21 protein-coding genes and 1 pseudogene are annotated in these 23574 nt (G+C 43.1%); 14 read left to right on the top strand and 8 right to left on the bottom strand.

The window, feature by feature from the left end; translation table 11 throughout:
- Positions 1-3: 3 nt before the first annotated feature.
- Together R50345_RS01250 and R50345_RS01245 are read left to right on the top strand one after the other, a co-directional pair.
- Positions 4-1116, top strand: coding sequence for a GerAB/ArcD/ProY family transporter (locus R50345_RS01250; protein WP_042123423.1), 1113 nt, complete (start codon positions 4-6; stop codon positions 1114-1116).
- 24 nt (positions 1117-1140) lie between these two features.
- Complete coding sequence (locus R50345_RS01245) at positions 1141-1371, top strand: hypothetical protein (protein WP_052414415.1); 231 nt, start codon at positions 1141-1143, stop codon at positions 1369-1371.
- A gap of 79 nt (positions 1372-1450) precedes the next feature.
- Here R50345_RS01245 and R50345_RS01240 read toward each other — a convergent pair whose 3' ends face one another.
- The 4 genes from R50345_RS01240 to R50345_RS01225 form a co-directional block, all read right to left on the bottom strand.
- On the bottom strand, positions 1451-2482 hold the full coding sequence (locus R50345_RS01240; RefSeq protein ID WP_042123419.1) for a LacI family DNA-binding transcriptional regulator: 1032 nt from the start codon (positions 2480-2482) through the stop codon (positions 1451-1453).
- A 100-nt stretch (positions 2483-2582) separates the two neighbouring features.
- Entirely contained in the window at positions 2583-3416 is an 834-nt protein-coding gene (locus R50345_RS01235; protein ID WP_042123418.1) for a carbohydrate ABC transporter permease, read from the bottom strand.
- Complete coding sequence (locus tag R50345_RS01230; protein WP_042123416.1) at positions 3416-4258, bottom strand: carbohydrate ABC transporter permease; 843 nt, start codon at positions 4256-4258, stop codon at positions 3416-3418. Before R50345_RS01230 ends, R50345_RS01235 begins: the two co-directional genes overlap by 1 nt.
- Before the next feature lie 161 nt (positions 4259-4419).
- The gene (locus tag R50345_RS01225; RefSeq protein WP_042123413.1) at positions 4420-5802 is read right to left on the bottom strand and encodes an ABC transporter substrate-binding protein; all 1383 of its coding nucleotides are present in this window, start codon (positions 5800-5802) and stop codon (positions 4420-4422) included.
- 429 nt (positions 5803-6231) lie between these two features.
- On the opposite strand from R50345_RS01225, the gene R50345_RS01220 reads away from it, so the two are divergent.
- The 3 genes from R50345_RS01220 (at position 6232) to R50345_RS30005 (ending at position 9186) form a co-directional block, all read left to right on the top strand.
- Positions 6232-6708 (top strand): hypothetical protein, encoded by a 477-nt coding sequence (locus tag R50345_RS01220; RefSeq protein ID WP_052414414.1) that lies wholly within the window; start codon positions 6232-6234, stop codon positions 6706-6708.
- Positions 6709-6904: 196 nt separating this feature from the next.
- Complete coding sequence (locus tag R50345_RS01215) at positions 6905-7822, top strand: hypothetical protein (RefSeq protein ID WP_042123412.1); 918 nt, start codon at positions 6905-6907, stop codon at positions 7820-7822.
- Positions 7823-7836: 14 nt separating this feature from the next.
- Positions 7837-9186, top strand: coding sequence for a bifunctional folylpolyglutamate synthase/dihydrofolate synthase (locus tag R50345_RS30005; protein ID WP_052414413.1), 1350 nt, complete (start codon positions 7837-7839; stop codon positions 9184-9186).
- Here R50345_RS30005 and R50345_RS01205 read toward each other — a convergent pair.
- Entirely contained in the window at positions 9181-9978 is a 798-nt protein-coding gene (locus tag R50345_RS01205) for an ATP-grasp domain-containing protein (protein ID WP_139328426.1), read from the bottom strand. The genes R50345_RS30005 and R50345_RS01205 overlap by 6 nt on opposite strands.
- 309 nt (positions 9979-10287) lie before the next feature.
- Here R50345_RS01205 and R50345_RS01200 point away from each other — a divergent pair, with 309 nt between their 5' ends.
- The 4 genes from R50345_RS01200 to R50345_RS01185 are packed head-to-tail and all read left to right on the top strand — an operon-like array spanning position 10288 to position 14735.
- Positions 10288-11277 (top strand): LacI family DNA-binding transcriptional regulator, encoded by a 990-nt coding sequence (locus tag R50345_RS01200; RefSeq protein ID WP_042123408.1) that lies wholly within the window; start codon positions 10288-10290, stop codon positions 11275-11277.
- A gap of 31 nt (positions 11278-11308) precedes the next feature.
- On the top strand, positions 11309-12322 hold the full coding sequence (locus R50345_RS01195; RefSeq protein ID WP_042123406.1) for an N-acetylglucosamine kinase: 1014 nt from the start codon (positions 11309-11311) through the stop codon (positions 12320-12322).
- Entirely contained in the window at positions 12312-13616 is a 1305-nt protein-coding gene (locus R50345_RS01190; protein ID WP_042123405.1) for a 6-phospho-beta-glucosidase, read from the top strand. The genes R50345_RS01195 and R50345_RS01190 overlap by 11 nt, the downstream gene beginning before the upstream one ends.
- A 21-nt stretch (positions 13617-13637) precedes the next feature.
- The gene (locus tag R50345_RS01185; RefSeq protein ID WP_042123402.1) at positions 13638-14735 is read left to right on the top strand and encodes a polysaccharide deacetylase family protein; all 1098 of its coding nucleotides are present in this window, start codon (positions 13638-13640) and stop codon (positions 14733-14735) included.
- Positions 14736-14864: 129 nt separating this feature from the next.
- On the opposite strand, the gene R50345_RS01180 is transcribed toward R50345_RS01185, so the two are convergent.
- Positions 14865-16208 carry an aminotransferase-like domain-containing protein gene (locus R50345_RS01180; protein ID WP_042131760.1) on the bottom strand — a complete coding sequence of 448 codons (1344 nt, stop codon included), beginning with the start codon at positions 16206-16208 and terminating at the stop codon, positions 14865-14867.
- A gap of 140 nt (positions 16209-16348) precedes the next feature.
- Between R50345_RS01180 and R50345_RS01175 the strand changes: the two genes are divergently transcribed.
- The gene (locus R50345_RS01175; RefSeq protein WP_042123399.1) at positions 16349-17287 is read left to right on the top strand and encodes a DMT family transporter; all 939 of its coding nucleotides are present in this window, start codon (positions 16349-16351) and stop codon (positions 17285-17287) included.
- 126 nt (positions 17288-17413) lie between these two features.
- Here the strand turns inward: R50345_RS01175 and R50345_RS01170 are convergent, their stop codons facing one another.
- Positions 17414-18073 carry a hypothetical protein gene (locus R50345_RS01170; protein WP_042123397.1) on the bottom strand — a complete coding sequence of 220 codons (660 nt, stop codon included), beginning with the start codon at positions 18071-18073 and terminating at the stop codon, positions 17414-17416.
- A gap of 159 nt (positions 18074-18232) precedes the next feature.
- Here R50345_RS01170 and R50345_RS01165 point away from each other — a divergent pair, with 159 nt between their 5' ends.
- From R50345_RS01165 to R50345_RS01150, 4 genes and pseudogenes are all read left to right on the top strand, one after another.
- On the top strand, positions 18233-18973 hold the full coding sequence (locus R50345_RS01165) for a response regulator transcription factor (RefSeq protein ID WP_042123395.1): 741 nt from the start codon (positions 18233-18235) through the stop codon (positions 18971-18973).
- Positions 18951-20318 (top strand): sensor histidine kinase, encoded by a 1368-nt coding sequence (locus R50345_RS01160; RefSeq protein ID WP_042123392.1) that lies wholly within the window; start codon positions 18951-18953, stop codon positions 20316-20318. Before R50345_RS01165 ends, R50345_RS01160 begins: the two co-directional genes overlap by 23 nt.
- Before the next feature lie 85 nt (positions 20319-20403).
- Positions 20404-20580, top strand: a pseudogene (locus tag R50345_RS01155) (SDR family oxidoreductase); the annotation flags it as partial.
- A 175-nt stretch (positions 20581-20755) separates the two neighbouring features.
- Positions 20756-22096: an FAD-dependent oxidoreductase gene (locus R50345_RS01150; RefSeq protein WP_042123389.1), complete on the top strand. Its 1341-nt coding sequence runs from the start codon at positions 20756-20758 to the stop codon at positions 22094-22096.
- Positions 22097-22149: 53 nt separating this feature from the next.
- On the opposite strand, the gene R50345_RS01145 is transcribed toward R50345_RS01150, so the two are convergent.
- Entirely contained in the window at positions 22150-23544 is a 1395-nt protein-coding gene (locus tag R50345_RS01145; RefSeq protein WP_042123388.1) for an MATE family efflux transporter, read from the bottom strand.
- Positions 23545-23574: the final 30 nt, after the last annotated feature.

Genomic DNA, 23574 nt, shown 5'->3' with positions numbered 1-23574 from the left:
GCTATGCTGGAAAAAGGAAAAATAAGTAATCGTCAGCTAACCATTCTGGTTATGCTTCTTACTATCGGGGATTCCATTCTCGTAATCCCCCCTTCTACTACACACTACGCCAGACAAAACGCCTGGATTTCCACCATAATTGGAATGGTAGCTGGATTGTTAACCACCTATATGTACAGTAGGTTCGTTAAAGCATACCCCAATCTAACGCTAATTCAGGCGATTCAAAAGGCACTTGGAAAATGGATAGGTACAATCCTATCACTCATGACTTTAATGTTTTTTCTTATGATTGGCGTTGGAAGTATGCGAGAGATCAGTGATTTCGTGGTTTCAGAAATGTTGCAAGGAACCCCTATCCCATCCATTCTAATCTTGTTCATACTGATCGTGATTATGGCGACGCGGCTCGGTATTGAGGTTATAGGACGGGCTGGGGAAATCTTTACGCCCATGATTATTATCCTATTTCTAGTTCTGACGGTCGCAATTATTCCTCAGATAGAATTTGTCAGAATAACTCCCATATTGGAGGATGGCATAAAGCCAGTGTTGAGAGGGGCTATCTCTATTACGGCTTACACCTTTTTAGAACCGGTTGTCTTTCTAATGTTTCTACCTTATGTAAACCAACAACAAAAGATAACAAAAAGCTTACTACAAGGCTGCTTCCTCGGTGGTATTATAATCTTCCTAACGCTCTCAGTTTCCATTTTAGTACTAGGTCCCGATCTGACAACTAGAGACATATACCCTAGTTATAATATAGCAAGGCGAATATCTGTGGGCGGATTCTTTGAGCGGGTGGAAGCCCTGATAGCTCTACAATGGATGTTAACCCTGTTTATAAAAGTAACTTTGTTCTTCTATGCATTCATTCTAGGGGTATCCCAATTATTCAAACTAAAAGAGTTTCGCGTGCTAACCTTACCCACAGGGTTAATTTTGGTTGCTCTAGCACCTCTCATTGCCCCGAACTATACATATTACAACACAGTTTTCGATAATTATTTGGTGTACTATGTTATAACCTTCGGATTTTTTCTACCCTTGGTGTTGTTAGGTGTGGCGATGTTTCGGAGAGCACTGCATAAAGACTTGAAATCTCGAAACTAAAGATGGCTTGGGAGGTTATGAATTTTGGGGTTAGTACTGATCGTCATCGTTGTAGCCGTGATTATAGCCATTGAAGTGCCCCTTATGTGGAAGAACAAATTAATCAAAGAGCTATGGGTGTTCTCATTTCTTCTACTGCTGGGAACCTATTTCGGCGTTATGAACGCTTTGCATATCCAAGTCTCTAATCCCTTAGGCTGGATGATCTTTATCTATAAACCTGTTTCTGATATGGTAGGTGCCTGGTTATCTTGACAATGGGACTAAACCCATATCTTAAGTGGCTTAGTCCTCGAATTCACCGGCAATTTCCCCAGCCTTCAGCGACCTGACACTACAATATAGATCTCGTAGATTCTCTAACGATTAGTTCTGCAGGGAAAATCTGATGCGCATGACTGACCTTCTTATTAATGAGATCAAAAAGAATCTTAATCGTCGCCTCCGCAATTTCTACTACTGGCTGTTTGATGGTAGTGATAGAGGGATTATAATAGAAAGAAATATCCAGTCCGTCATAACCAGCTACAGAGTAATCTTCAGGAACTCGCTTGCCCGCTTCAAATATTGCTTTACAAGCACCGAGGGCCATACTATCCGATAAGGTGAAAATAGCAGTAAACTCTTCCCCTGAATCCAGTAGTTCTTTTGTAACCGCATACCCATTTTCCATACTATAGCTATCAATATCTTCTTTCATCCGCCGTACTAGCCGTTCATTATAAACTATTCCATGATCAGAAAGAGCCTTCTTATACCCTTCATATCTCAACTTACCGATACTTACATCATCTTCGGGCGCGGTAATGACTGCGATTTTCTCATGTCCCAGATTACATAAATAATCTACAATTTTATAACTCTCATTAAAGTCATCTACAGATACAGAAGAATAGTTACTTAGATCAAACTCTTCCGTCATTCCGATCGTGCTGAGGACAAATGGAACCGTTAATTGCTGTAATTTTTCTTGAGAGTGTGAGAATAATCCCCCAAGGAACACAATTCCCTTCAGACGCTTTTCTTTCTCCAGCTCAATTGCCACTTCGATCTCATCTTGATTCTCATCGACTCGCTGTAGGATAAAGGAGTACTTCTTTCGTTGGATCTCTTTTTCAAATACTTTAATCATCGGGCTGAAAAATGGATTAGATATCCCTTTGATCAATACTGCAATCGTTTTCGAATCGGAACGTTTTAAATTTCTGGCACTGTTATTCGGTACATAATGGTTCTCTTTGATGACTTTCATCACCATCGCTTTTGTTTCTTCATTAATATCAGGATGATTATTTATCGCTCTGGATACTGTAGTCACGCCAACCCCACATAATTTGGCGATATCTATTATAGTCAATCTCTCCATTTCTACCTTTCCTTTGCACGTTAAATAAGAAAGCAGGGGATTCTTGAAGAGAAGACTCAACAAGAAAAGCACCCTACTTGCTTCTACAGACATATTCTATTTAACCCTTCACAGCTCCTGCAACAACACCCTCAATAATGTATTTTTGGCAGGTGAGGTAGAAAATGATAATCGGTACAATAGCTAATACAAGCATCGCCATCATAGCTCCCATATCAATCGATCCGTAACCGCCTTTTAGGTACTGTATCGCAATAGGAATTGTTTTGTATTCAGTACCGATCAGCAGATCCGGCAACAGGAAGTCATTCCATACCCACATTACATTTAGGATCGCTACGGTTACAGCTATAGGCTTAAGGATGGGCAGTACCACTCTAAAGAAGGCTTGCGGTGGATTACATCCATCAATCATAACTGCTTCTTCAACTTCAAGCGGTATGGACTTCACAAATCCACTAAACATAAAGACGGATAGCCCTGAGCCAAATCCTAAATAGATCAAGATAATTCCAATCGGATTATCGAGATGCAGCACATTGGCTGTCTTAGTCATTGTGAACATAACCATTTGGAAAGGTACGATCATTGAGAACACAAATGCGTAGTACATTAAGTTCGTGAATTTTGATTTCACCCGAGTAATATACCATGCGGTCATGGAAGTGAATAACACGATTACAGCAACCGAACACACGGTGATAAACAAGGACATTCCGAAAGCACTAAAGAAATCGATCTTCGCTACACCGCTAGTATAGTTCTTTAAACCAACAAATGTAGTTTCATTAGGGAATAAAAAAGGCGTATCACTAATGTAGAACTTACCTTTGAAGGAGTTCATTAGAACAATAAAGATCGGAGATAAGAACGCAATGGCCAAGACCAACAAAATAGTGAAAATGGAGTAGTCTTTTGCTCTAGTCTGTTGCATTAGTTCTCAACCTCCTTTCTTCTAGTAATGACAAGTTGTACTAAGGCGATTAAGGCTACTAAAGCAAAGAATACGACGGCCTTCGCTTGACCCACACCTTCCCACCCTGTTTTTGCGTAGAATGTATTGTAGATGTCCAGTGCCAACATGGATGTCTGCTTAGACGGAGCACCAGCGGTCAATGCTAAGTTTTGGTCAAACAATTTGAATGAATTCGATAAGGTTAAAAACAAACAAATGGTGATAGACGGCATTACGAGCGGGATGGTCACATTACGTAATATCTTAGAACGTGAAGCTCCATCAATTCTTGCGGCTTCTACTATATCCTTAGGCACATTTTGAATACCTGCAACATAGATAATCATCATGTACCCTATCAATTGCCAATTCATAAGGATGATTAATCCCCAAAATCCATAAGTAGCATCTGAGGTCAAAGTAACACCAAATTTATACAGGATTCCATTAAAGATCAACTGCCAAATGTATCCTAATACGATACCGCCTATCAAGTTAGGCATGAAAAAGATAGTTCTAAATACGTTAGTGCCTTTTAGTTTTCTAGTTAACAACATCGCCAGAATGAAAGCGAACACATTAATCGTAAGAACCGATAGAACTGTAAACTTAACCGTAAAGCCCAGCGCATTTAGGAATTCTTGATTTGAGAATGCCTTAACGTAATTGCCAAAACCTATCCATTTAGCATCATTGACTGTAGTAAACTCTGTAAAGGATAAATATATACCTAGCAGAAATGGTACAACAAAAGCGATTCCAAAGGCTATTATGGTCGGTAATGCAAAAAGAGCAAAATATTTTTTTATCGATTTTTCCATGGAGTCTTCTCCTATCTCAGAATGGAAAATGATTAAACAGATGTAATCAAATTCACTCGAATTGTTGCTTAGTGCCACTGAAGTCCCTAAGGAACCTAGTGGCACTAAGCTTGTATCTATATAACAACTGAGGGATATTCAATCATCTTTCCATGCCTTTATTATTTTGCTTTTTCAGCCTTCCAAGTGTCCTTGAAGATCGTTACAACTTCATCCCAAGTTTTGTTACCTTGAGCGTACTGCAAGAGCGCATCACCAAAGACATTTTTGAACTCCTCACTTGGGAATGCTGCAAATGTCCAAGCTACGGAAGTCAGATCTTTTTCCATCCAAGCGGACACTTCTTTAGCCAGTGGGTCTGCTGGTTTTTCGCTATCTTCGAAAGTGTTGAATGGAGCGATGAAACCTAAGTCATTCGTTACATAAGCTTTACCTTTTTCACTGGAGAACAACCATTCCAAGAATGCGATAGAAGCTTGTTGATTCTCAGCAGATGCTTTGCTGTTGATTGCCAAATAGTTTTCTGTACCTACAGCCAGACCTTGTTTTTCCTCGCCTTCCATACCTGTGTAGATAGGCAAGAATTTGATCTCTTCAGCTTTAACTACGTTACCGTCTACATCATTGATTTGTGACCACGCCCAGTTACCGTTTTGAACCATAGCTGCATTACCCAGTGCGAACTCAGCCATGGAATCAGCTACAGATTTACTACCTAGAAGCGCTTCTTTAGTCACAGAGTTTTTGATGTAAAGATCGAAAATGTTTTTGAATTTATCGTTATATTTGAATTCAACTTCTTTAGAAGCTAAACCCGCAAGTACGGTGTTATCAAACTCAGTGTTGTCTTTGAATTCATAGTACAGCGGCAAGTTAGCCAAGTGAGTCTGCCATCTCCATTGCTCACCAGCAGCGAGGGAAGTGGAAGCAAATACACCCTTAATACCCAGTTGATCTTTTTTAGCAGTCATATCTTCTACTACTGCTTTCAAGGTCTCGAAATTATTGATTTCAGTCGTGGAAGAGATGGATACAGCTTTATCAGCCAAGGCAAAGTATTTCTTCATAATTGCATCGTTGTAGATGATACCGTAGCCTTCAACTACGTAAGGGATACCATATACGCCTTCACCTTCTGTTACAGCCAAGCTTTTATCGGACAGATAGCTGTACAGCTTAGTATCCTTCAAATCCAAGGTATAATCTTTCCAAGATTGAAAACCAACAGGTCCGTTAATTTGGAAGATTGTAGGTGCATCTGACTTAGAAATCTCAGATTTCAATTTGGTTTCATAAGTACCTGCGGCAGCCGTTACCACTTTTACTTTAACGCCTGTCTCTGCTTCGTAATCCTTAGCTATTTTTTCATATATTTCTGCAATTTCAGGCTTGAAGTTTAAAAAGTAAACCGATCCTTTTTTACCAGATGAAGCGTTCCCATCGTTAGAGGCAGCATTGTTTTCTTTATTCCCGCACCCTGCTGCCAAGACTACTACCATAGACATAACCAACATGAGCCCTAGATATTTTTTAATGTTCTTCATTTTTCTTCCCCCTCGTACTTGTTATTAAATTACCTCGCTTAAAGACGTCTCCGAAATTACCCACCGAGAGTGTTGTCAGCGTTTCCATTCCACTTAAGTAACGATCGCTTATTTTCCGGTATCCTTATCGGTAACGTTTTCAATTGAAATATTAGCACACCGTTTCCAACATTTCAATAGCCACTTTATTAGAAAAAATCGCCATCACAAATCCTCAGACGTTATAATAGATTCAAAATAAATAGGAATAGGTGATATCATATCTTATCTCTGATCGAAAAGTATGAGTTACAATTCTCTAATAATAATTATTTTGGCGATATCGGCGTAGAGCCCTCTTACTCCATTGAAGTTGGCACCCTTCCCGTACTTGTATCTGCTCCGCATGCCATTAACCACTATAGAGAACATGCTGTAAAGCCTGCAGACATGTATACAGGTTCGCTAGCGCTGCTGTTACACAAGCTCACAGATTGCCACTGTATCTATTCCAATAGCTTCTCCAAAGAAGACCCTAATTACATCCTTGGGGGAGAATATAAAGCTGCGCTTGGAACAATTGTCAAAGAGCATCAAATTAACTTTGTTATAGACTTGCATGGTGCTTCTAAAGATAGAGAATTCGATATTGATTTAGGCACATTACACGGAACATCCATACAGGAAAATAATATAAATGAAGTCGTACGTATTTTTTTCAATAATGGTATTACCAATGTTCATCAAAACCATACCTTTTCTGCATCTCATCCCGGAACGATCACTTCGTATTCGGCTAAAGAATTGTTAGTTCAAGGTTTTCAGATTGAAATTAATCGAAATTATCGTAACCCGAATTCATTTGATTTATTCCAAAAAACCATTCATTCCCTCGAACAAATTATCAATCGATTGGGAGGCGCCTAACATAAATATCGAGCAGACCTTCACTATACTGGAGAAACAGAGCTATACCGCTCGGAAAGAAATCACAATAAACCCCGATGAGTTAGTCGAATTAGGCTTAGTACACCATATCTTTGTCGAGCTTAAAGCAGAGAATGGCGCTCAGGTTAGCTGTTTGCTTTTATCTAAAAGTGATATCCCAAGAGGCAGTATTCAATTGTCGAAAAGAGCAAAGGACAAGCTAGGAAACTGCCCACTAACAGGATTAACCATTACCAAACCTGAGTACAGCACGATCCTTCGGGGAATTCCTAAAGTGGACGAGATTGCCAAGCCTTATGTCAAAGCCTGTCCAACGCTTGTCCGTAAATATTCGAACCATGTCGAGCTTATTAATCCTAAAAATGGCTTTCGGGTAAACTTAACTTTAAAAGAAGATGACACAGCCAAGCCGAATGCCCTGTATTTCAACAGATATATCATGTTGCTGCTTGAGACTCATGCCACTGAGGATGATCAACTAATTATTACCCGTGCAAGAACAAGTCCTCAGTCCAAGCCAGGCATACATAAACTTATACATCTGGGAATCAAACGGCCTTTAACCGCATTAGGAAATCTTTTTATTGGCAAAAGAGAGCTTACACTAAGAGTAGGCCATCCCTACCCTTTTGATGAACACCAAAATCTATGCCGAATTCATCCCAATGTTAGAAAGCTGCTGGGTATGGAAGAGACCGACAAAATCGTCGTCACCTATAACAACAAAACAATCACCGTCCCCATCTTAGATATAGACACTGAGCATATAGCCCAACTGATCAAGCTAAATGAGGAGAATGAGCAGCTTAAATTTATCGACAGCCACTTATTTATCGGAATCACCGCTTTGTCACGGAATGAACTGGAAATCCCCAGTATCGGCACATCGGTTACCGTAAAGAGAAGCATGAACTCCCTATTCTTAAAACACTTAAACAAGTTGGTCTTGCCCGTAATCGCTTTATTGTTTACTGTAGTTCAGCTGTATAAGGATTTGAACTGGAGCATCGCTCTGACCGTTGCTATTTCTCTGATACTGCTTCCGATAATCATCTACACGACGCTATCTGAAGAACGAGCAAAAATTAACTAAATGGAGCGATAATCGTGAAATTCACTTCACAATCCCAGGTAGAAGATATGATCTATAGCTCTTATCTAAGAGCCATTAACAACATCACAGAAACTTTGGATGAACAAGTTAGAAGACCGGAATTAACCAGAGCTTTGCTGGATCTAGTCGGAAGTCCGGATCGAGATCAACAATACATACTAGTCACAGGCAGTAAAGGTAAAGGCTCCACCTCCAGATTCATCTCTTCTTTGTTAAGTCACCTAGGCTATAAAGTGGGCTTGTTCACCTCCCCTCATCTGGTCGATTTCAACGAGAGAATTCGGATTAACGGGCGGGCCATATCCACAGAGGATTTTGTACGATTAGGAAATGTGGTTCACGAGGGATTCCAAACGATTGAAAATCAGCTTAGTGCTGATGAATATCAAGGTCCTGTTGGGATAGGTCTAGCTATAGCGGCGTTGTACTTCAAGGAGAATCATACCGATTTCAATGTAATTGAATGCGGAAGAGGCGGAAGGTTTGATGACACGAATGTCCTGAAGAATGATTGGGCGGTCATTACTCCGATTATGGAAGAACATGTAGCTAATTTGGGTCCTGACCTGAATAGTATTACGCTACATAAGCTGGGAATCGTCAAAAATAAGGCTACAAAAGCCTATATCAGCAGGCAGAATCCGAGCGTACTAGCGACTATAAAGGAGAACCTTACCTCCAATTCTGTACAGTACTATGAGGAGCAGTTTTGGGCTGACTCTATTACAATAACGCCCATTGGAACTACTTTTGATGTTCGGACAAATCAAGCGATTTACCCGTCCTTAACGATCCCGTTATTGGGGCAATTTCAAGCTCTAAATGCCGCCACTGCAGTCGCGCTATGTGAGGATATTACAGGCAGTCCCCTGGATAGGGAACTCTTAATCAATTGTTTTGCAAAACTGCAATGGCCGGGTCGTTGTGAGGTGATCTGCCATGATCCGTTAACGATTATTGACGGAGCGATTCATAAGGAATCGGCAGCCTATCTGGCTGAGCTTATTCAACTAGTCAATCCCGACCGCAGTCGAGATGTAACTTCAATCATCGGTGTTCCCGAAGATAAAGATTATCTAGGGGTTATCGAAGTGATGAGTACGGTCTCGGAGCAATTGATCGTCACAAAGCCTGACATCAGTCATCTTTCTTTTCCTACAGATGCACTCCGTGTTGCCGAGCGTTTTATCGAAAAAAGCTCCGAGTTTCCCTATTTGGAGGATGCTCTTACTCACATAAAAGCTCGATCGTCCTCCGAGATTATTGTAATTGTCGGCACGCAAACCTTCATCGGAAATGCCAAACGATTATTCGGGCAATCGCTGCTCGATATCGGCTTATAGCTTCTCAAAACGCTGGAGAATGACTTCCCTATAAAGATCAGATAGAGCTGGCACTTCGCTCGGGTTCTGCTTACAATACTCATCTAACATAACCTTATGATTAACTTCGATGACCTTGAGGCCTTGATTTGTCTCTAAGATATCTATGGAACAGAAATCAAGGCCCATCGCTTTAGAGGTCTGGGAAGCAAGCTCTGCCAGCGCCTCTCGTTTGGCCTGATCTCTTACCTCAATCGTAACAGCTCCATTAATCAAATTGTGCTTCCAGGAATGAACTCTTTTTTTCCCAAGGAATACACGCGCCAGATGATTAAAAGTTACGATTCTATACTCAATCTCTGCTTCATAATAAGGGCCTATCGCCCCATTAAGCTGCAAGGAAAATAATAAATCCAGCTTCTCTTGCAGATCTCCTATCTCATTAACCCTGTACACATGATTGCCCTGCGCCCCGTTGTCTTGCTTCACAACAGCCTCTCCATTGCACTTATGGAAATAATCCTTAGCTATTGGATAAGGATCTAAATTGCTAAATTTGGAGTCCGGATGTGCTAAATAGACATGCTCTACAGCCGGAATATTCGCTTTGCGTAAGACATCATAAGTTAGAGATTTACTCATGGCAATAATCGTAGAAGCGCTGCTGTTTAGACCAATCTCCGCGTCTACCATTACAAACGAATGAACTCCATCCGTTGCTCTATATACGAAATTCGGCGTGATTTCCTCAAAGCTGATACCTCTGGATTTCACGGAATGCTGGATCATTTTTAGGTAGGGTCTAGTCGTCACTCAGTTTCCTCGATTCTAAAAAAATATAATCAAGCCTAATCATAGCACGAGCGCTCGCTCTCGAAAATCACAAATGAATGTCATCATATTTGACATACTTACACACAAATTAGTAAATTACGATATCGCTTTCATATCCAAAATAAGTATTGATTAATTAGAAGTCATCCTCTAAGATGAATTTAACAAGCGCATCCAAAAGTTAAAGCGCTTAAACTTTTGGATGTACACATACTACATTTAAACTTAAGAATAATCATAATCCGTACAAAAGTTAAAGCGCTTATATTTAAGCAAGGAGAACTTAAAATGAAGGTTAGTATTTTTGATGTTGCTAAGAAATCCGGATTATCCGTCGTAACCGTATCCCGGGTTCTAAACGGAGCCGAATCGGTACGAGAAAACAATCGTCAGAAGGTGTTAGATGCCATTAAAGAGCTGGATTATCGCCCTAATGCAGCGGCACGGAGCTTGGCCAGCGGCAAGACTGGAATTATCGGTCTAATCGTCACCACCTTGCAGGATTCCTTCTTCGATGCAGTGGTCAAAGAACTAAATGAGGTGTTGGCGCTACACGGTTATTATCTAGCCATATCCATCTCAAAAGGCATCGAATCGGATGATAGCCACTATCTGATTCAGGAGGATAGGGTAGATGGTTTGATTCTACTGTCTCCAGTGGAAGAGGATAATTATATTGTGGAATTAAAACGACGAGGTATCCCTTATGTGTTGATAGATAATCAGAAGCCTGAAAATGACACCTACTCCATCACGATCGACAACTTCAAGGGTGGATATATGGCCACCAGTCATCTGTTATCACTCGGTCATACGTCAATCGCTCATCTCTGTGGACAGGAGATGTTCCGCAGTACGCGGGAGCGACGCGCTGGATTCCTGCACGCGCTTGAAGAAAAAAATCTCACTCCATTTGAGATTGTGCATGGCGATTTCGATATTGGAATGGGATATGATACCTGCAAGCGTTGGCTAAATGAAGGACAACTACCTACTGCAGTATTCGCTGGTGATGACAATATCGCCCTTGGAGTCATCAACGCATTGATGGAAGCTGGCATTCGAGTACCCGAAGAGGTAGCTGTAATTGGCTATGATGATCATTACATTGCTTCACAGCTTCATCCATATCTTACAACGATACGTCAACCTTCGGATAAAATCGGGCTGGCTGCCGCAGATATGCTGCTCAGACGCATCTCCGGCAAGATGAAACGTGGAGCCGGCGTGCGGATTGACCCCAAAATTATTGTACGCGAATCTACCGCAGTCAAGTAGATTCTATACCATACACTAGGAGTGATGACCTTTGACTTACTACTTAGGGATCGATGGTGGAGGTACTAAAACCTATGCTCTGCTATGCGATGAACTTGGTAATGTTCTCGGTAAAGGCAAGAGCGGTAACGGTAACCACCAGACTGGCGCCCAGGAGGCAGCCAACAGTATTCGAGAAGCCACATTCGGAGCACTCTCAGAAGCCGGACTCCGATTAGAAGACATCAAGCACACTTATCTAGGACTTGCTGGTGCCGATCGCGAGGCTGATTATGCCATTCTCCACCCAATGATATGCGAGATCGGATTTATCAATTACACAATCAACTGTGACACGATGATCGGATTACGCGCAGGGACGACTCGCACTTATGGAGTTGCACTAATCTGTGGCACGGGCACTAATTCGGCAGGCAGAAACCCGAAAGGAGAGCACTATCAGTGTGGCGGCTTCGACTACATGTACGGGGATTTCGGCGGAGGTGGTGCACTCAACATTGAAGTCTTTCGCTCTGTTATTAGAGCTTGGGATGGACGAGAACAACCTACACTCTTGACCGGTCTCCTGCTCAATTTGCTAGGCTATGAGGAAGTAGCGGATATGTTTAATGATTTCCTCGATCATTGGAAACAGGTGCCTGTACATGCTGCACGCTTGCTCTTTGAAGCAGCCGCTGAGGGAGATGCCGTAGCCTTGGAGATTCTAAATCGGCAAGGCGTTGAGTTAGGAAAATCCGCTGCTGCAGTCATACACAAGCTTGGCATGGAGCAGGATACCTTCGATGTGGTTCTGGCAGGAAGTCTGCTAACCCGTGGAGATCGCGGCTGGATTCGCGGACCAATTGAGAAGGCTGTACTAGCCGCAGCTCCACAAGCAACTGTGGTAACCCTTACCACAGAACCTGTAGTAGGTGCCGTATGGTCCGCGATGGACCAAGACGGTCTAGTCCTTAGTAATGAAGTCTTTAACAAAATGCGGGGATTCCAAGACTATGAATCTATTCAACAAACTAATAAGACAGGAGTGATTGATCTTGGCAACTAAACAAGGATTAAAGATCGCAGTTATCGGTGGGGGTTCTTCGTATACACCCGAATTGGTAGAGGGTTTTATTCTTCATTACAAGGAGCTTCCTGTTCGTGAACTCTGGCTTGTAGACATTGAACCTGGACTCCGCAAGCTGAATATCGTTGGAAATCTCGCTAAACGTATGGTTGAGAAATCCGGGCTTCCGATTGAAGTTCATCTTACAACAGACCGCCGGAGGGCTATCGAAGGCGCAGACTTCGTCAGCACTCAGATGCGTGTCGGTATGCTCGATGCCCGCGCACGTGATGAGTCTATTCCTCTTAAGTATGGTGTTATCGGTCAAGAAACGACGGGCCCTGGTGGAATGATGAAAGCACTGCGTACTATCCCTGTCATTCTGGATGTATGCCGTGACATCGAAGAGCTGGCTCCTAACGCCTGGCTGCTCAATTTCACCAACCCTGCAGGAATGGTCACTGAGGCTGTTCTGAAATACTCCAAAGTAAAGAGTATCGGTCTCTGTAACGCACCTATCGGTCTGATCAAGCAAGTATCCGCCAAATATAACGTAGCTGCGGACCGTGTTTATGCCGAATTTGTGGGTCTGAATCACTTGCACTGGATTACTCGGATCGATGTTGAAGGTGAAGATAAGCTGGATGACATGCTCACAGAAGGTTACAGTGCTAAGAACGTACCTGCCCGAGAGTGGAATCCTGAGTTCTTACAATCGCTTCGTGCCGTCCCTTCCTACTATTTGAAATATTTTTATATGACAGATGCCATGCTCGAAGAGCAAATGGAATCATTTAAGCAAGGCATCAATCGTGCTGAAGTCGTGAAGCGCGTAGAAGAAGAGCTATTTGAGCTATACGCCAATCTGGAGTTAAGCGAGAAACCAAAACAGCTGGAGCAACGCGGCGGTGCTTTCTACTCAGAGGCGGCCGTTAATCTCATGAGATCGCTCCATAACGGATCAAGCGACATCCAGACCCTGAATGTTGCTAACCGTGGCATACTGGACTTCCTGCCAGAAGATGCAAGTATCGAAGTCAACTGTGTTGTCACCAAGAACGGTCCACTGCCTCTACCACTGACCAAGATTCCACCGATGGCTAAGGGACTCATTCATGCGGTCAAAACTTATGAGCAACTAGCTATTGATGCCGCTGTAACCGGTGACCGTGCACTTGCTCTTCAGGCCATGGTACATCATCCACTCGTTCCATCTGTAGATATAGCGGTACGTATGCTGGATGAAATGCTGGAGGCCAATAAAGAGTTCTTGCCGAACTTCTTTACCAAATAACCATAGAAAAGAGGCGTCAATATGTCAGCTAAAGCGGTTTGGAAAGGCGATATCAACCAAGCACTATGCGCATTTACATTTGATGATGGACCTTCCCAACTTCCCGTTGAATTGTGGCTTGATGTTTTGGAGGAGGAAGGGGCTGTAGGCACCTTTTTCTTCACTGGGGAATGGATGGATCAGCACCCAGATAAGGCGAGATTAATCCTCTCCCGTGGTCATGTACTTGCTCCGCATACGTATCATCACCGGCGAATGGCCCAAGTGCCAAAGGCCGTATTCTTAGAGCAGTTGAAGCTGACCGAGCTGGCATATCAGGACGCAACAGGTCTTCCGTCTCCAAATTTCATGCGTTTTCCATACTGCTCATTCCGGGAAGAGAATCTGGATTGGCTGACAGAATGGGGCGGTTATCTGGATATTGAAGGCGTTGATTGCGGAGATTGGTCAGGTATTTCTGCAGACGAGATCGTTGCCAGAGTTGAACCTACACTTGAAAATGGAACCATTGTAGTCATGCATAGTAATGATGTCGCAAAGGGTTCACCGGATGCCTTGAGAGCACTTATTCGGATCGCCAAGCAAAGAGGTTTGGAAAGTGTCGGCGTACCTGAGATCCTAGGGTCCATTGGCGTAGAAGTAAACTACAGACCTTGGAAAATCGTTGTAGACGTTCCGGCAGCGTTAGATCATCCCGTGGAAAAATGGGTTCCTTTAGAAAATAACAAGCAGCTTACCGACCTCGCGACCCAGACTACCGAGTGGAATATTCCGCAATATACACTGCATTTCACTTCTGAAAAAGAGTGGCTGGAGCATCTGGAAAGTCCGCTAGAAGAGGTTGGAGTTATAGAGGATCGCGAGTTGTTTACTATACAGCAATTTGATGGCAGCTACTGGGGATATGTACGCGCAGGTGTTGTGGACAATACCCTTGTACTATTAGATTATGCAGCTAAAGAAGCGCAGGCTGACACCTTGGTGTACTTACTTCGCTGGGCTGCGGATACTTCGATGAGACTGGGCTTAACCAAGATTGAAGCCAGACTTAATATCCGCAAAATGAGCGAGATGTGCAGACAGTTAGGCTGGCAGTCAGAGATAGTAGAAGATCAGTAAGAGAAATCATCCATATCCATTGCCAGAGAAAGATTAGAAGTTCATATAACGCATCCCCTTAAGCCTGCTACATTAGCAGGCTTTTTTATTTTTCCTCCAAAGTTAGTCATAGTCTCTATTACCGCTACTTCATCTTATTTCTCGAATGACCTGTTCAATACCAGAGGGAATGTCAGGCTCTTTTACACTAGATACGTTAAGCTTTAGGATTCTCTCTTTTTTAGCAAAATAGGGCAGGTAACCGCTATCCGCCATCTCCACTCGAATAGACTTTTTTTGCAGCCGTTTGATTATTTGCTCTGCTCTAAGGTTATCCGCCAATTTCAGATATGTATGCACACCTAACTGACTGGCAGGACGATAGGAATAATACTGTTCAGAGGCTGCATTTACCTCCCTCACGATCGAATCATGGAGGAGCATGGACCTTTTTCCGTAGCAGGAACGCATCTTTTTACGGTGGCGCTCAAACATCCCGCTTTTTAAATACAGCTCCAGAGCAGCTTGGGATAGCATAGAGCTATCTATATCCATCAGTCTTTTGAATCGGTTAAAGGACTCACAGAGCACCTCGGGAAGTACGGCCACACCAACGCGCAGACCTGGGAATATGATCTTGGAGAAGCTTTTTAAATAGATAACATGTGAGGTATTGTCATAGGCATAGATCGGATCTTGCTTCGCATCCTGCTCTAAATCTGCCATGTAGTCATCCTCTACGATATACACATCGTATGTAGCTGCAAGCTGCGCAATCGCCTTCTTCTGATTACGAGTATAGGAAACACCTAGCGGGTTATGAAACCGCGGAACGGTATAGAAGAACTTGAACTCGCCTGTTTTAAAAAAACGCTCTAATTCATTCAAATCCACCCCGTCATCCGAACGCTGTATCCCCTCGGTCTCGATGCCGTACGTCTTCAAATACTCCATAAATAACGGGTAACTCGGCTGTTCAATCAGCACACGCTCCCTGCCATTCGGAAAAGGAATCCGGGTCAAGAGCCCAAGCGCTTGCTGCACGCCAGAGGTGATGAAAATCTGCTTCGGATCAGCAAATACCTGGTAAGAGGCCAGTTGTCGCTGCATTTCACGGATAAGAGACGGCAGCCCCTGCGGCGTTCCATAGATAAACAAATCCTTACGGTACATATCAATCGCTTTATTAATACAATGTTGAAAATCCAGATACGGGAAAATATCCGGGTCCGGTGCAGATGCCGCAAAATCAATCCAGTGCGCACCTTCTTCTTTCCGCTCCCCACTTCGTTTCATAACATAATATCCGCTCTTTGAAGCAGCGTAGATTAGATGTTTATCTTGAAGATCTTGGAGTGCACGGATAACTGTGCTCTTATTGCAATCATAACGCAGTGCCAGCTCCCGAATAGAGGGCAGCTTGTCACCCTCTCGGTACGTGTCTTCTGCGATTTGAAATTCCAGATCATTAATTAATTCCGAATACTTATATATCTCCTTCACCCTCCTCCGAGTCTATTTTGTACCGGTACAGATGAACAATAATTTCATTGTAGCACAGCTATTCTAGCCTTAGAATAAAGAACATAACAGGACCGGTCCTAAATGCGCGCAACACTTTGGAGGTCTTACTGATGAATATATCTTCTACTCAAAAAGCGATAGTAGCTGCTGTCTTGAATGCTGTTATTGTCGGGTTTTCTTTTATATTTGTAAAAATGGCACTAACCGTTTCGGACCCATTCGATACATTGGCTCATCGTTTCACGTTATCTTTTCTTGCCGCTTCGTTATTTACTTTTCCAGGGTGGGGGCGGGTGAAGTTTGGAATATCCAAGGCAGCAGTGGTCATCCCACTTGCTCTACTATACCCAGCGTTGTACTTTACGCTCCAAGCCTTTGGACTTCTGCATACAACATCAGCTGTAGCGGGTATTATTCAGGCGACCATGCCCATCTTCACCATTATTTTGGCGGCAATGTTCTTAAAGGAAACTACAAGCGGCTTCCAAAAGATCTCCACCTTAATCTCGGTTGCAGGTATCATTCTTATCTTTGCCATACCGGGTGTGAGTATTTCTTCCTCTAGTCTCTGGGGCGTCTTACTCATCCTAATCTCAGCGCTATCCCTTGCCGGCTATAATGTTGCGGCCCGAAAGCTGACACGAACTTGGAGTCCTAAAGAGCTCACTTATATGATTACTTTATTCGGATTTATATTTTTCAATGGTCTATCAATCATTAAGCATGGTTCAGCAGGAACCTTGAATCAATATTTCACACCTTTTCAGGAGCCTAAGTTCATATTCTCCATGATCTATCTCGGCGTACTCTCATCCCTCGTGACCTCCTTCCTCTCCAACTACGCTTTATCCCGAATGGAGGCTTCACGCGTGAGCATCTTCGGCAGTCTTTCGACGGTTGTCTCTATTCTTGGCGGCGTGCTTCTGCTGAATGAACAGCTGGAATGGTATCATTGGACCGGTACGGTGATGATCATCGCCGGGGTGATCGGAGTCAACTGGCGCAAGAAGGCAAAGCTTCAAGTAAAGGGCGAGATTGGGCTGGACTAGAGAAAGCCTGCTAAAGTACACCTTCGATCGATCCTTACATTTACGTAAAAAAAGACACCCCTCGAGGTGTCTTTTATTCTTCCCTTTTCACTCTCTCTGCTCTGTATCCAGCCGCGTTAATCGCTGTTACTTAGCTGTTTCAAATGCTTCGATTTTCTCTTTATATTGATCCAGCAGCTTAGCTAAAGCTTCCTTAATCACAGTGGCATCTTTGGTTTTAGCAGCACTATTCAGATCCTCTTGGGCTTTGAAAAAGGCTTTATCAGCCTCGCTAAACTCTTGAATTGAAATTGTAGCTTCACTCACTTCTACTGCTGCAATTGCAGCTACACCTTTAATAGAAGTAGAGACGACACTCCCCATCTTCTCATCATTAGGCAATACCTCAACATTGCGACCAGCTTCAATATAACTCACGGGCAGCGCTTCGGCTGATGCAATATTTTTCGAGAACACAACCCCTTCTGCCTGCTCAGAAGGTACTAGCTCGGAAACCGCGGTTACACTAAATCCAGCAGCCTTGTAATATTGATCCAAGGTCTTCTTCCAGTCTTCTAGAGTACTAGGTGCATATGTTTTAGCCAGTTCAAGGGGATCTACCCAATCAAAGATTGTTACTTGAGTAGCAATTGTTCCCTTAGTTGCTGGAGTAACCACCGCTGCAGCCGTTGTTTTTCCACTTTGATCCTGAGCTCCGCTAGCTGCGTTCGCTGCAGTCGGTGCAGCAACTGCGGATACCAGTAGGGCGGATAACGCTAACTTTTTAAATATCATCTGTTGATTCATAAATACAACACTCCTCGTCGATTCGAATGATCTTACAAGTCCAAGCTTACAAAATCGGTGTGGCATAACATTGGTTAATTTGTGGAAAAACGATGGCAGCCCCCTCTACTCCCCTCTGGATTGATATAATTGCAGAAGAATAATCTGGAGGTTAACTAAATGAATACCAACTATCTCATTGCCGTAGTAGATGATGATCAACATATACGTAATCTTGTAGAAGCTTATTTACAAAAAGAAAATTACCGCACGATTGCTCTTGGCAGCGCTGAAGAAGCATGGACCTTATGGCAGACAAGCCCACCGGATATGTGGGTACTCGACGTTATGCTGCCCGGCATGGACGGGTACGAATTTTGTCGGCGAATTCGCAATGAAGCCGAAGTGCCGATTATTATGATCTCCGCAAGGGATAATGAAGTGGATAAAATTTTAGGTTTAGAGCTAGGCAGTGATGATTATCTAGTCAAGCCATTTAGCCCTCGGGAGCTAGTTGCTCGCATTAAACGCCAGCTACAACGGTGGTATAAAATGAGTATTCAAATAGAACCTGCAAGTAGTACCCCCCTCACACCTACGCATATTGAGGTTACTCATCTACAGCTATTATTGGATGAAAGACGTGTGTTCTGGCATGGGAAAGAGATTGAACTCACCAGTAAAGAATTCACCCTCCTAAAAGTATTCGCAACCTCTCCCAACCGCGCATTTACAAGAGATGAGCTGCTAACCCATGTGTGGGGAGATGACTATTTCGGAAGCGACCGTGCCGTAGACCATTTAATTAAACGGATGCGAAAAAAACTAGATCTGCTGCCGATTGAAGCCGTATGGGGACATGGCTATCGTATGCGTATTGAGGAGGGAGTGGAGATCGATGAAGCTAGCACATCAGATTAATTTAGCCTTTAGCGTTGTATTGGTACTGCTCCTGTCTATTACCGCTGTCGTGATCCATTTTGTGCTGCTTAATCATTTTGTCGGAACACAAAAGGCGGAACTGCGAACCATTAGCTCTGCCATGTCAGCCACTATAGTTGAGGGGAGCACATACAGTGGCGACTTTGAGACTGAACTCCATGCGCTGCCCGTGATCATGCCTTCTTCTGTAGGCACTGCAAGCGTCGAGGCTATCCTTAGTGATGAGACAGGAAAAGTATTGTCCACCTCATCGAGTATGAGTTCCGTCGCGGTAAAATCCAATGCGCAGTTTGTCGCTGGTCAAGCCTCTGACCTCCAGAATATTTGGAATGGAACAGATGCAAGATATATAACAGAAGTGAAGGCTACGCCAATAGGCACGCTAACTCTGCTTACACCTATGAGCGCAGTAACAAGCATTGAACAAGCTCTGTTCAAAAGACTGCTAATCGTTTTCGGTGCTGCAGGGGCATTTATGCTCCTATTTGGCCTGTTTATCACGAAAAAGCTAATCCAGCCTCTAATGAAGCTGCAGCAAGAACTGAAAAAAGTAAAAGAGCGCCACTTCTCAGAGGTTAAACTGATCAAGGCTGGTGGAGAGATTGGCGCTGTTGCTAAGTCGGTATATGACATGGCTGGTGAATTGAATCGATTTAACCACGTACAGAAGCAATTTTTTCAGAATGCCTCTCACGAATTAAAGACCCCACTGATGTCCATCTCTGGTTATGCTGAAGGCATTAAGGATGGTGTCTTCGAGGGGGAAGCGATCGATAAGGGTCTGGATATCATTATGAGCGAGAGTAGTCGTCTGAAGAAACTCGTTACGGAAATGACCCTGCTTGCGAAGCTGGATAGTGAGGAGAATATATTTAGAACTAGCGAGCTCTCACTGGACGATATAATTGTAGAAACCATTGAACGCATGAACCCTCTTTTGATGAAAAAAGGGCTGACCCTGCATGTATCCTACGATGATTGCGAGCCGCTTACGGTCCGTGCCGATAGAGATAAGCTATTGCAGGCACTGCTTAATGTGGTTTCCAATGCAACTCGTTATGCTAATCAGCATATCTACATTCATGCTTCGGTTAAGGATGACCAGGTTCTACTCTCAGTTAGCGATGATGGCCCTGGCATTTCAGAAGACCTGCTTCCATACCTGTTCCACCGATTTGTTAAAGGAAAAGATGGCGAATCGGGACTAGGACTTGCCATCTCCCGTGCGATCGTAGAGCGCTCCGGAGGTCTGATTACAGCGGGGAACCGTAAGGATGGCGGTGCAGTGATCACCATGGGATTCCCTGTACTCTCTCCTACCTAGACAGCTAACCGGATTCTATCCTACCTTCTATTTCATACAAGCCGCATTACCTTATTTGAAAGAAACCATTCGATGTATGATTCGATGGGCAGAAGCAAACCTAGAGTACTACCAAAGCATGATTTCCAAGATCCCTTTAAGAAGACTGGGTGAGCTGGAAAGTGATATCGGCCGTGTTGCTGTTCTCCTAGCGAACGAAGACTCCGACTATATTACGGGTCAAACAATCATGGTCGATGGCGGATCGATTAAATTACGTTAATTTATACGCCAGCCAGCCTATTGATCATTAAGAGATTTCCTTTAGAGGAGATCTTTTTTTGTCTTTAAATCTCCTTATTATTCGTTTAATAGCCTTTGAATCAAGGGTAATAATAAAGATAACATGCTATTTACCGCATAATTTATAACATCCTGTGTAACCCGGAGGTATTCAAATGAACAAGTTCGACGCTATTATTATTGGTTTCGGTAAAGGCGGAAAGACCCTTGCCACAGAACTAGCTAATCGAAAATGGAAAGTAGCCGTTATTGAACGATCTAAGGAAATGTACGGTGGAACCTGCATTAACATCGCCTGCATCCCTACCAAATCCTTAGCTTACCAAGCACATCAAGGCAAAGATTATGAAGAAGCGATCCATAACAAGGATCAACTGATTTCATTTCTACGCCAGAAAAATTACGATAATCTAAATCAGAACGAGAATATAGAAGTTATTAATGGAGAAGCTTCCTTCTTATCAGATCACGAAGTTCAAGTGAAGGAAGCCGGTGAGACGAAAATCTTAACCGCCGACAAAATCTTCATTAATACGGGTGCTGAGACCATCATTCCAACGATTGACGGGATACAAGATAGTAAGTTCGTTTATACCAGCACGTCCATTATGGATCTTAAGGAGCTCCCAACTAAACTAGCCATCATTGGTGGTGGTTATATTGGTTTGGAATTCGCTTCGATCTACAGTCAATTCGGCTCACAGGTTACGGTGCTGGAGGGTTCCTCGAAATTCATCCCTAAAGAAGACCGCGATGTCGCGGAGGCCGTCCTCCAAACCTTTACCAAGAAGAACATTGAGGTCAAACTGAAGGCAAAGGTTATAGGACTGAAGGATGTTAAAGATGGAACAGTTATCTCCTTTTCGATAGATGGCGCTATTCAAGAATTGAAAGTCGATGCTGTACTGGTAGCGACAGGTAGAAAACCAAACATCGAGGGATTAAATCTAGAAGCAGCCGGTGTAGAAGTTACAGATCGGGGTGCTATTAAGGTGGACCCTTCCCTAAAAACCTCCGTTCCCCATATATGGGCTCTTGGCGATGTCAAAGGCGGATTACAGTTTACCTATATATCTTTAGACGATTATAGAATCGTACGAAATGATCTCTTCGGCGATCATTCCCATACCACAAATGACCGTGACGCTGTTCCGTACAGCGTATTTATAGATCCTCCACTATCCAGAGTAGGAATTAGTGAAGAAGCAGCTACCGAACAAGGACTTGAAATTAAAGTCGCGAAATTGCCTTCAGCAGCTATTCCACGTGCCCGCTTAATTAACGAAACTGAAGGCTTCCTAAAAGCTATTGTGGATGCAAAAACCAATAAAATTCTCGGAGCTACATTGTTCTGTGCGGAATCCAGTGAAGTGATTAATATCGTGAGTATGGCTATTCAAACAGGGCAAGATTTCACCTTTTTGAGAGATCATATCTTTACTCACCCCACAATGAGCGAGGCTTTGAATGATTTGTTCTCACAGATCAAAGAATAACATTACATGCATGGCGAACAAAAAGACACCCTTTAGGGTGTCTTTTACTTTTACTATATAACACGATGCTGAACCCACTTCTTACCCATGAAACGCCGTAGAAATATGAATCCTCTAATTCCCCACTCACAGTTCATAGCTAACCAAACCCCAAGTAGACCGAAATCCAGAACAATACCTAAGATATACCCGAGTACTACGCGGAACAACCACATACTCAGCATAGACACCATGGATGTAAACTTGGAATCTCCTGCTGCTCTAAGCGCTGATGGTGTTATGAAGCTAATAGACCACAGTGGTATTTGTACGATTGTATTGATAAGTACAATTATAAAGATATCTCTCACGATCTCCGCAGGTGGATGGAACATCGAAACTAGCGGATGGAAGAAAGGCATAACTAACAATCCCATCACCACAAAGGAAAGGGAAGAGGCTACGAGAAACGATTTAATAAATTTCCGGGCATCCTTAACATTATTGCTTCCCATACATTGTCCGACCACTGTAATAATCGTCAAAGACAGCGCATTGCCCGGAATTTGCATAATCCCCGCAAAGGAAGAGGCAATAGCGTTTGTAGCAAGCGCGTAAGTACCGAGACTGACGATAAAGACTTGCGTCAGAATCTTACCACCATTAAAGAACATCTGCTCCGCCGCAAACGGCATACCGATGAACATTATTTTTTTGAGCATGGAGAATTGAACCACCAGTAAGTCACGAATTCGAATATGCAGTTCATTGTCCATCCGGAACAGATAATACAGAGCGCATATCGCGCCCAAATATCGAGCTATATTTATAGAAATAGTCATCCCTAGAACACCCATATGCAAAAGGTTAATAAATACGAGATTCAAGAGGACGTAAACTAAATTCATAATGAGCGATAGTGCAAGCGAGGCTCTCGTCCTTCCGATTCCCCGAAGGGCACCACACACTGCCTCTACCACAGCTATTCCAAGATAGGAGATACAGCTCCCAATCAAATAGATTCGGGCGTTGTGCATTACCTCTGGCGAAGCCGCTCCAAATAGTAAGTTCAACAACGGATTGTGAAAAAGAATACCAAACATACCAATAACAAAAGCCATAAGGGAAACCGACGAGGTGGCACCTGCGGTGGCTTTTGACACCATAAGACTATTACCGCTTCCTTTGTACTGCGCTACGACAACCGTACCACCTGTTGATACCGCGATAAACACACTAATGAGAAAAAGATTAAGGGAATCGATCATGTTCACCGCACTGATAGCTGCCACACCGGACGAGCTGATCATGGCTGTATTCACTAGATTAAGCCCCACTATAAAGGCCTGATCTACCAGAATAGGAATGAATAAAGCAATCATATGGCGATAATCTAACGATTCTCCTGAAAAATACTTCTCAAGAAACCGCACACTTCGCTTCGTATTGACATTTACATTAGGTTCCATCTTCGCTTCACTTCTTTTATATTAGAGTTA

Origin of the sequence: Paenibacillus sp. FSL R5-0345 (assembly GCF_000758585.1) — a bacterium.
GTDB lineage: Bacteria > Bacillota > Bacilli > Paenibacillales > Paenibacillaceae > Paenibacillus_AQ.
This window is presented reverse-complemented; position numbering and strand designations above follow the sequence as displayed.

Coding starts and splice junctions, on each gene's coding strand:
- R50345_RS01250 (WP_042123423.1), top strand. CDS start 4: ATGCTGGAAAAAGGAAAAATAAGTAATCGTCAGCTAACCATTCTGGTT.
- R50345_RS01240 (WP_042123419.1), bottom strand. CDS start 2,482: ATGGAGAGATTGACTATAATAGATATCGCCAAATTATGTGGGGTTGGC.
- R50345_RS01235 (WP_042123418.1), bottom strand. CDS start 3,416: ATGCAACAGACTAGAGCAAAAGACTACTCCATTTTCACTATTTTGTTG.
- R50345_RS01230 (WP_042123416.1), bottom strand. CDS start 4,258: ATGGAAAAATCGATAAAAAAATATTTTGCTCTTTTTGCATTACCGACC.
- R50345_RS01225 (WP_042123413.1), bottom strand. CDS start 5,802: ATGAAGAACATTAAAAAATATCTAGGGCTCATGTTGGTTATGTCTATG.
- R50345_RS01220 (WP_052414414.1), top strand. CDS start 6,232: ATGTATACAGGTTCGCTAGCGCTGCTGTTACACAAGCTCACAGATTGC.
- R50345_RS01200 (WP_042123408.1), top strand. CDS start 10,288: ATGAAGGTTAGTATTTTTGATGTTGCTAAGAAATCCGGATTATCCGTC.
- R50345_RS01185 (WP_042123402.1), top strand. CDS start 13,638: ATGTCAGCTAAAGCGGTTTGGAAAGGCGATATCAACCAAGCACTATGC.
- R50345_RS01175 (WP_042123399.1), top strand. CDS start 16,349: ATGAATATATCTTCTACTCAAAAAGCGATAGTAGCTGCTGTCTTGAAT.
- R50345_RS01170 (WP_042123397.1), bottom strand. CDS start 18,073: ATGAATCAACAGATGATATTTAAAAAGTTAGCGTTATCCGCCCTACTG.
- R50345_RS01165 (WP_042123395.1), top strand. CDS start 18,233: ATGAATACCAACTATCTCATTGCCGTAGTAGATGATGATCAACATATA.
- R50345_RS01160 (WP_042123392.1), top strand. CDS start 18,951: ATGAAGCTAGCACATCAGATTAATTTAGCCTTTAGCGTTGTATTGGTA.
- R50345_RS01150 (WP_042123389.1), top strand. CDS start 20,756: ATGAACAAGTTCGACGCTATTATTATTGGTTTCGGTAAAGGCGGAAAG.
- R50345_RS01145 (WP_042123388.1), bottom strand. CDS start 23,544: ATGGAACCTAATGTAAATGTCAATACGAAGCGAAGTGTGCGGTTTCTT.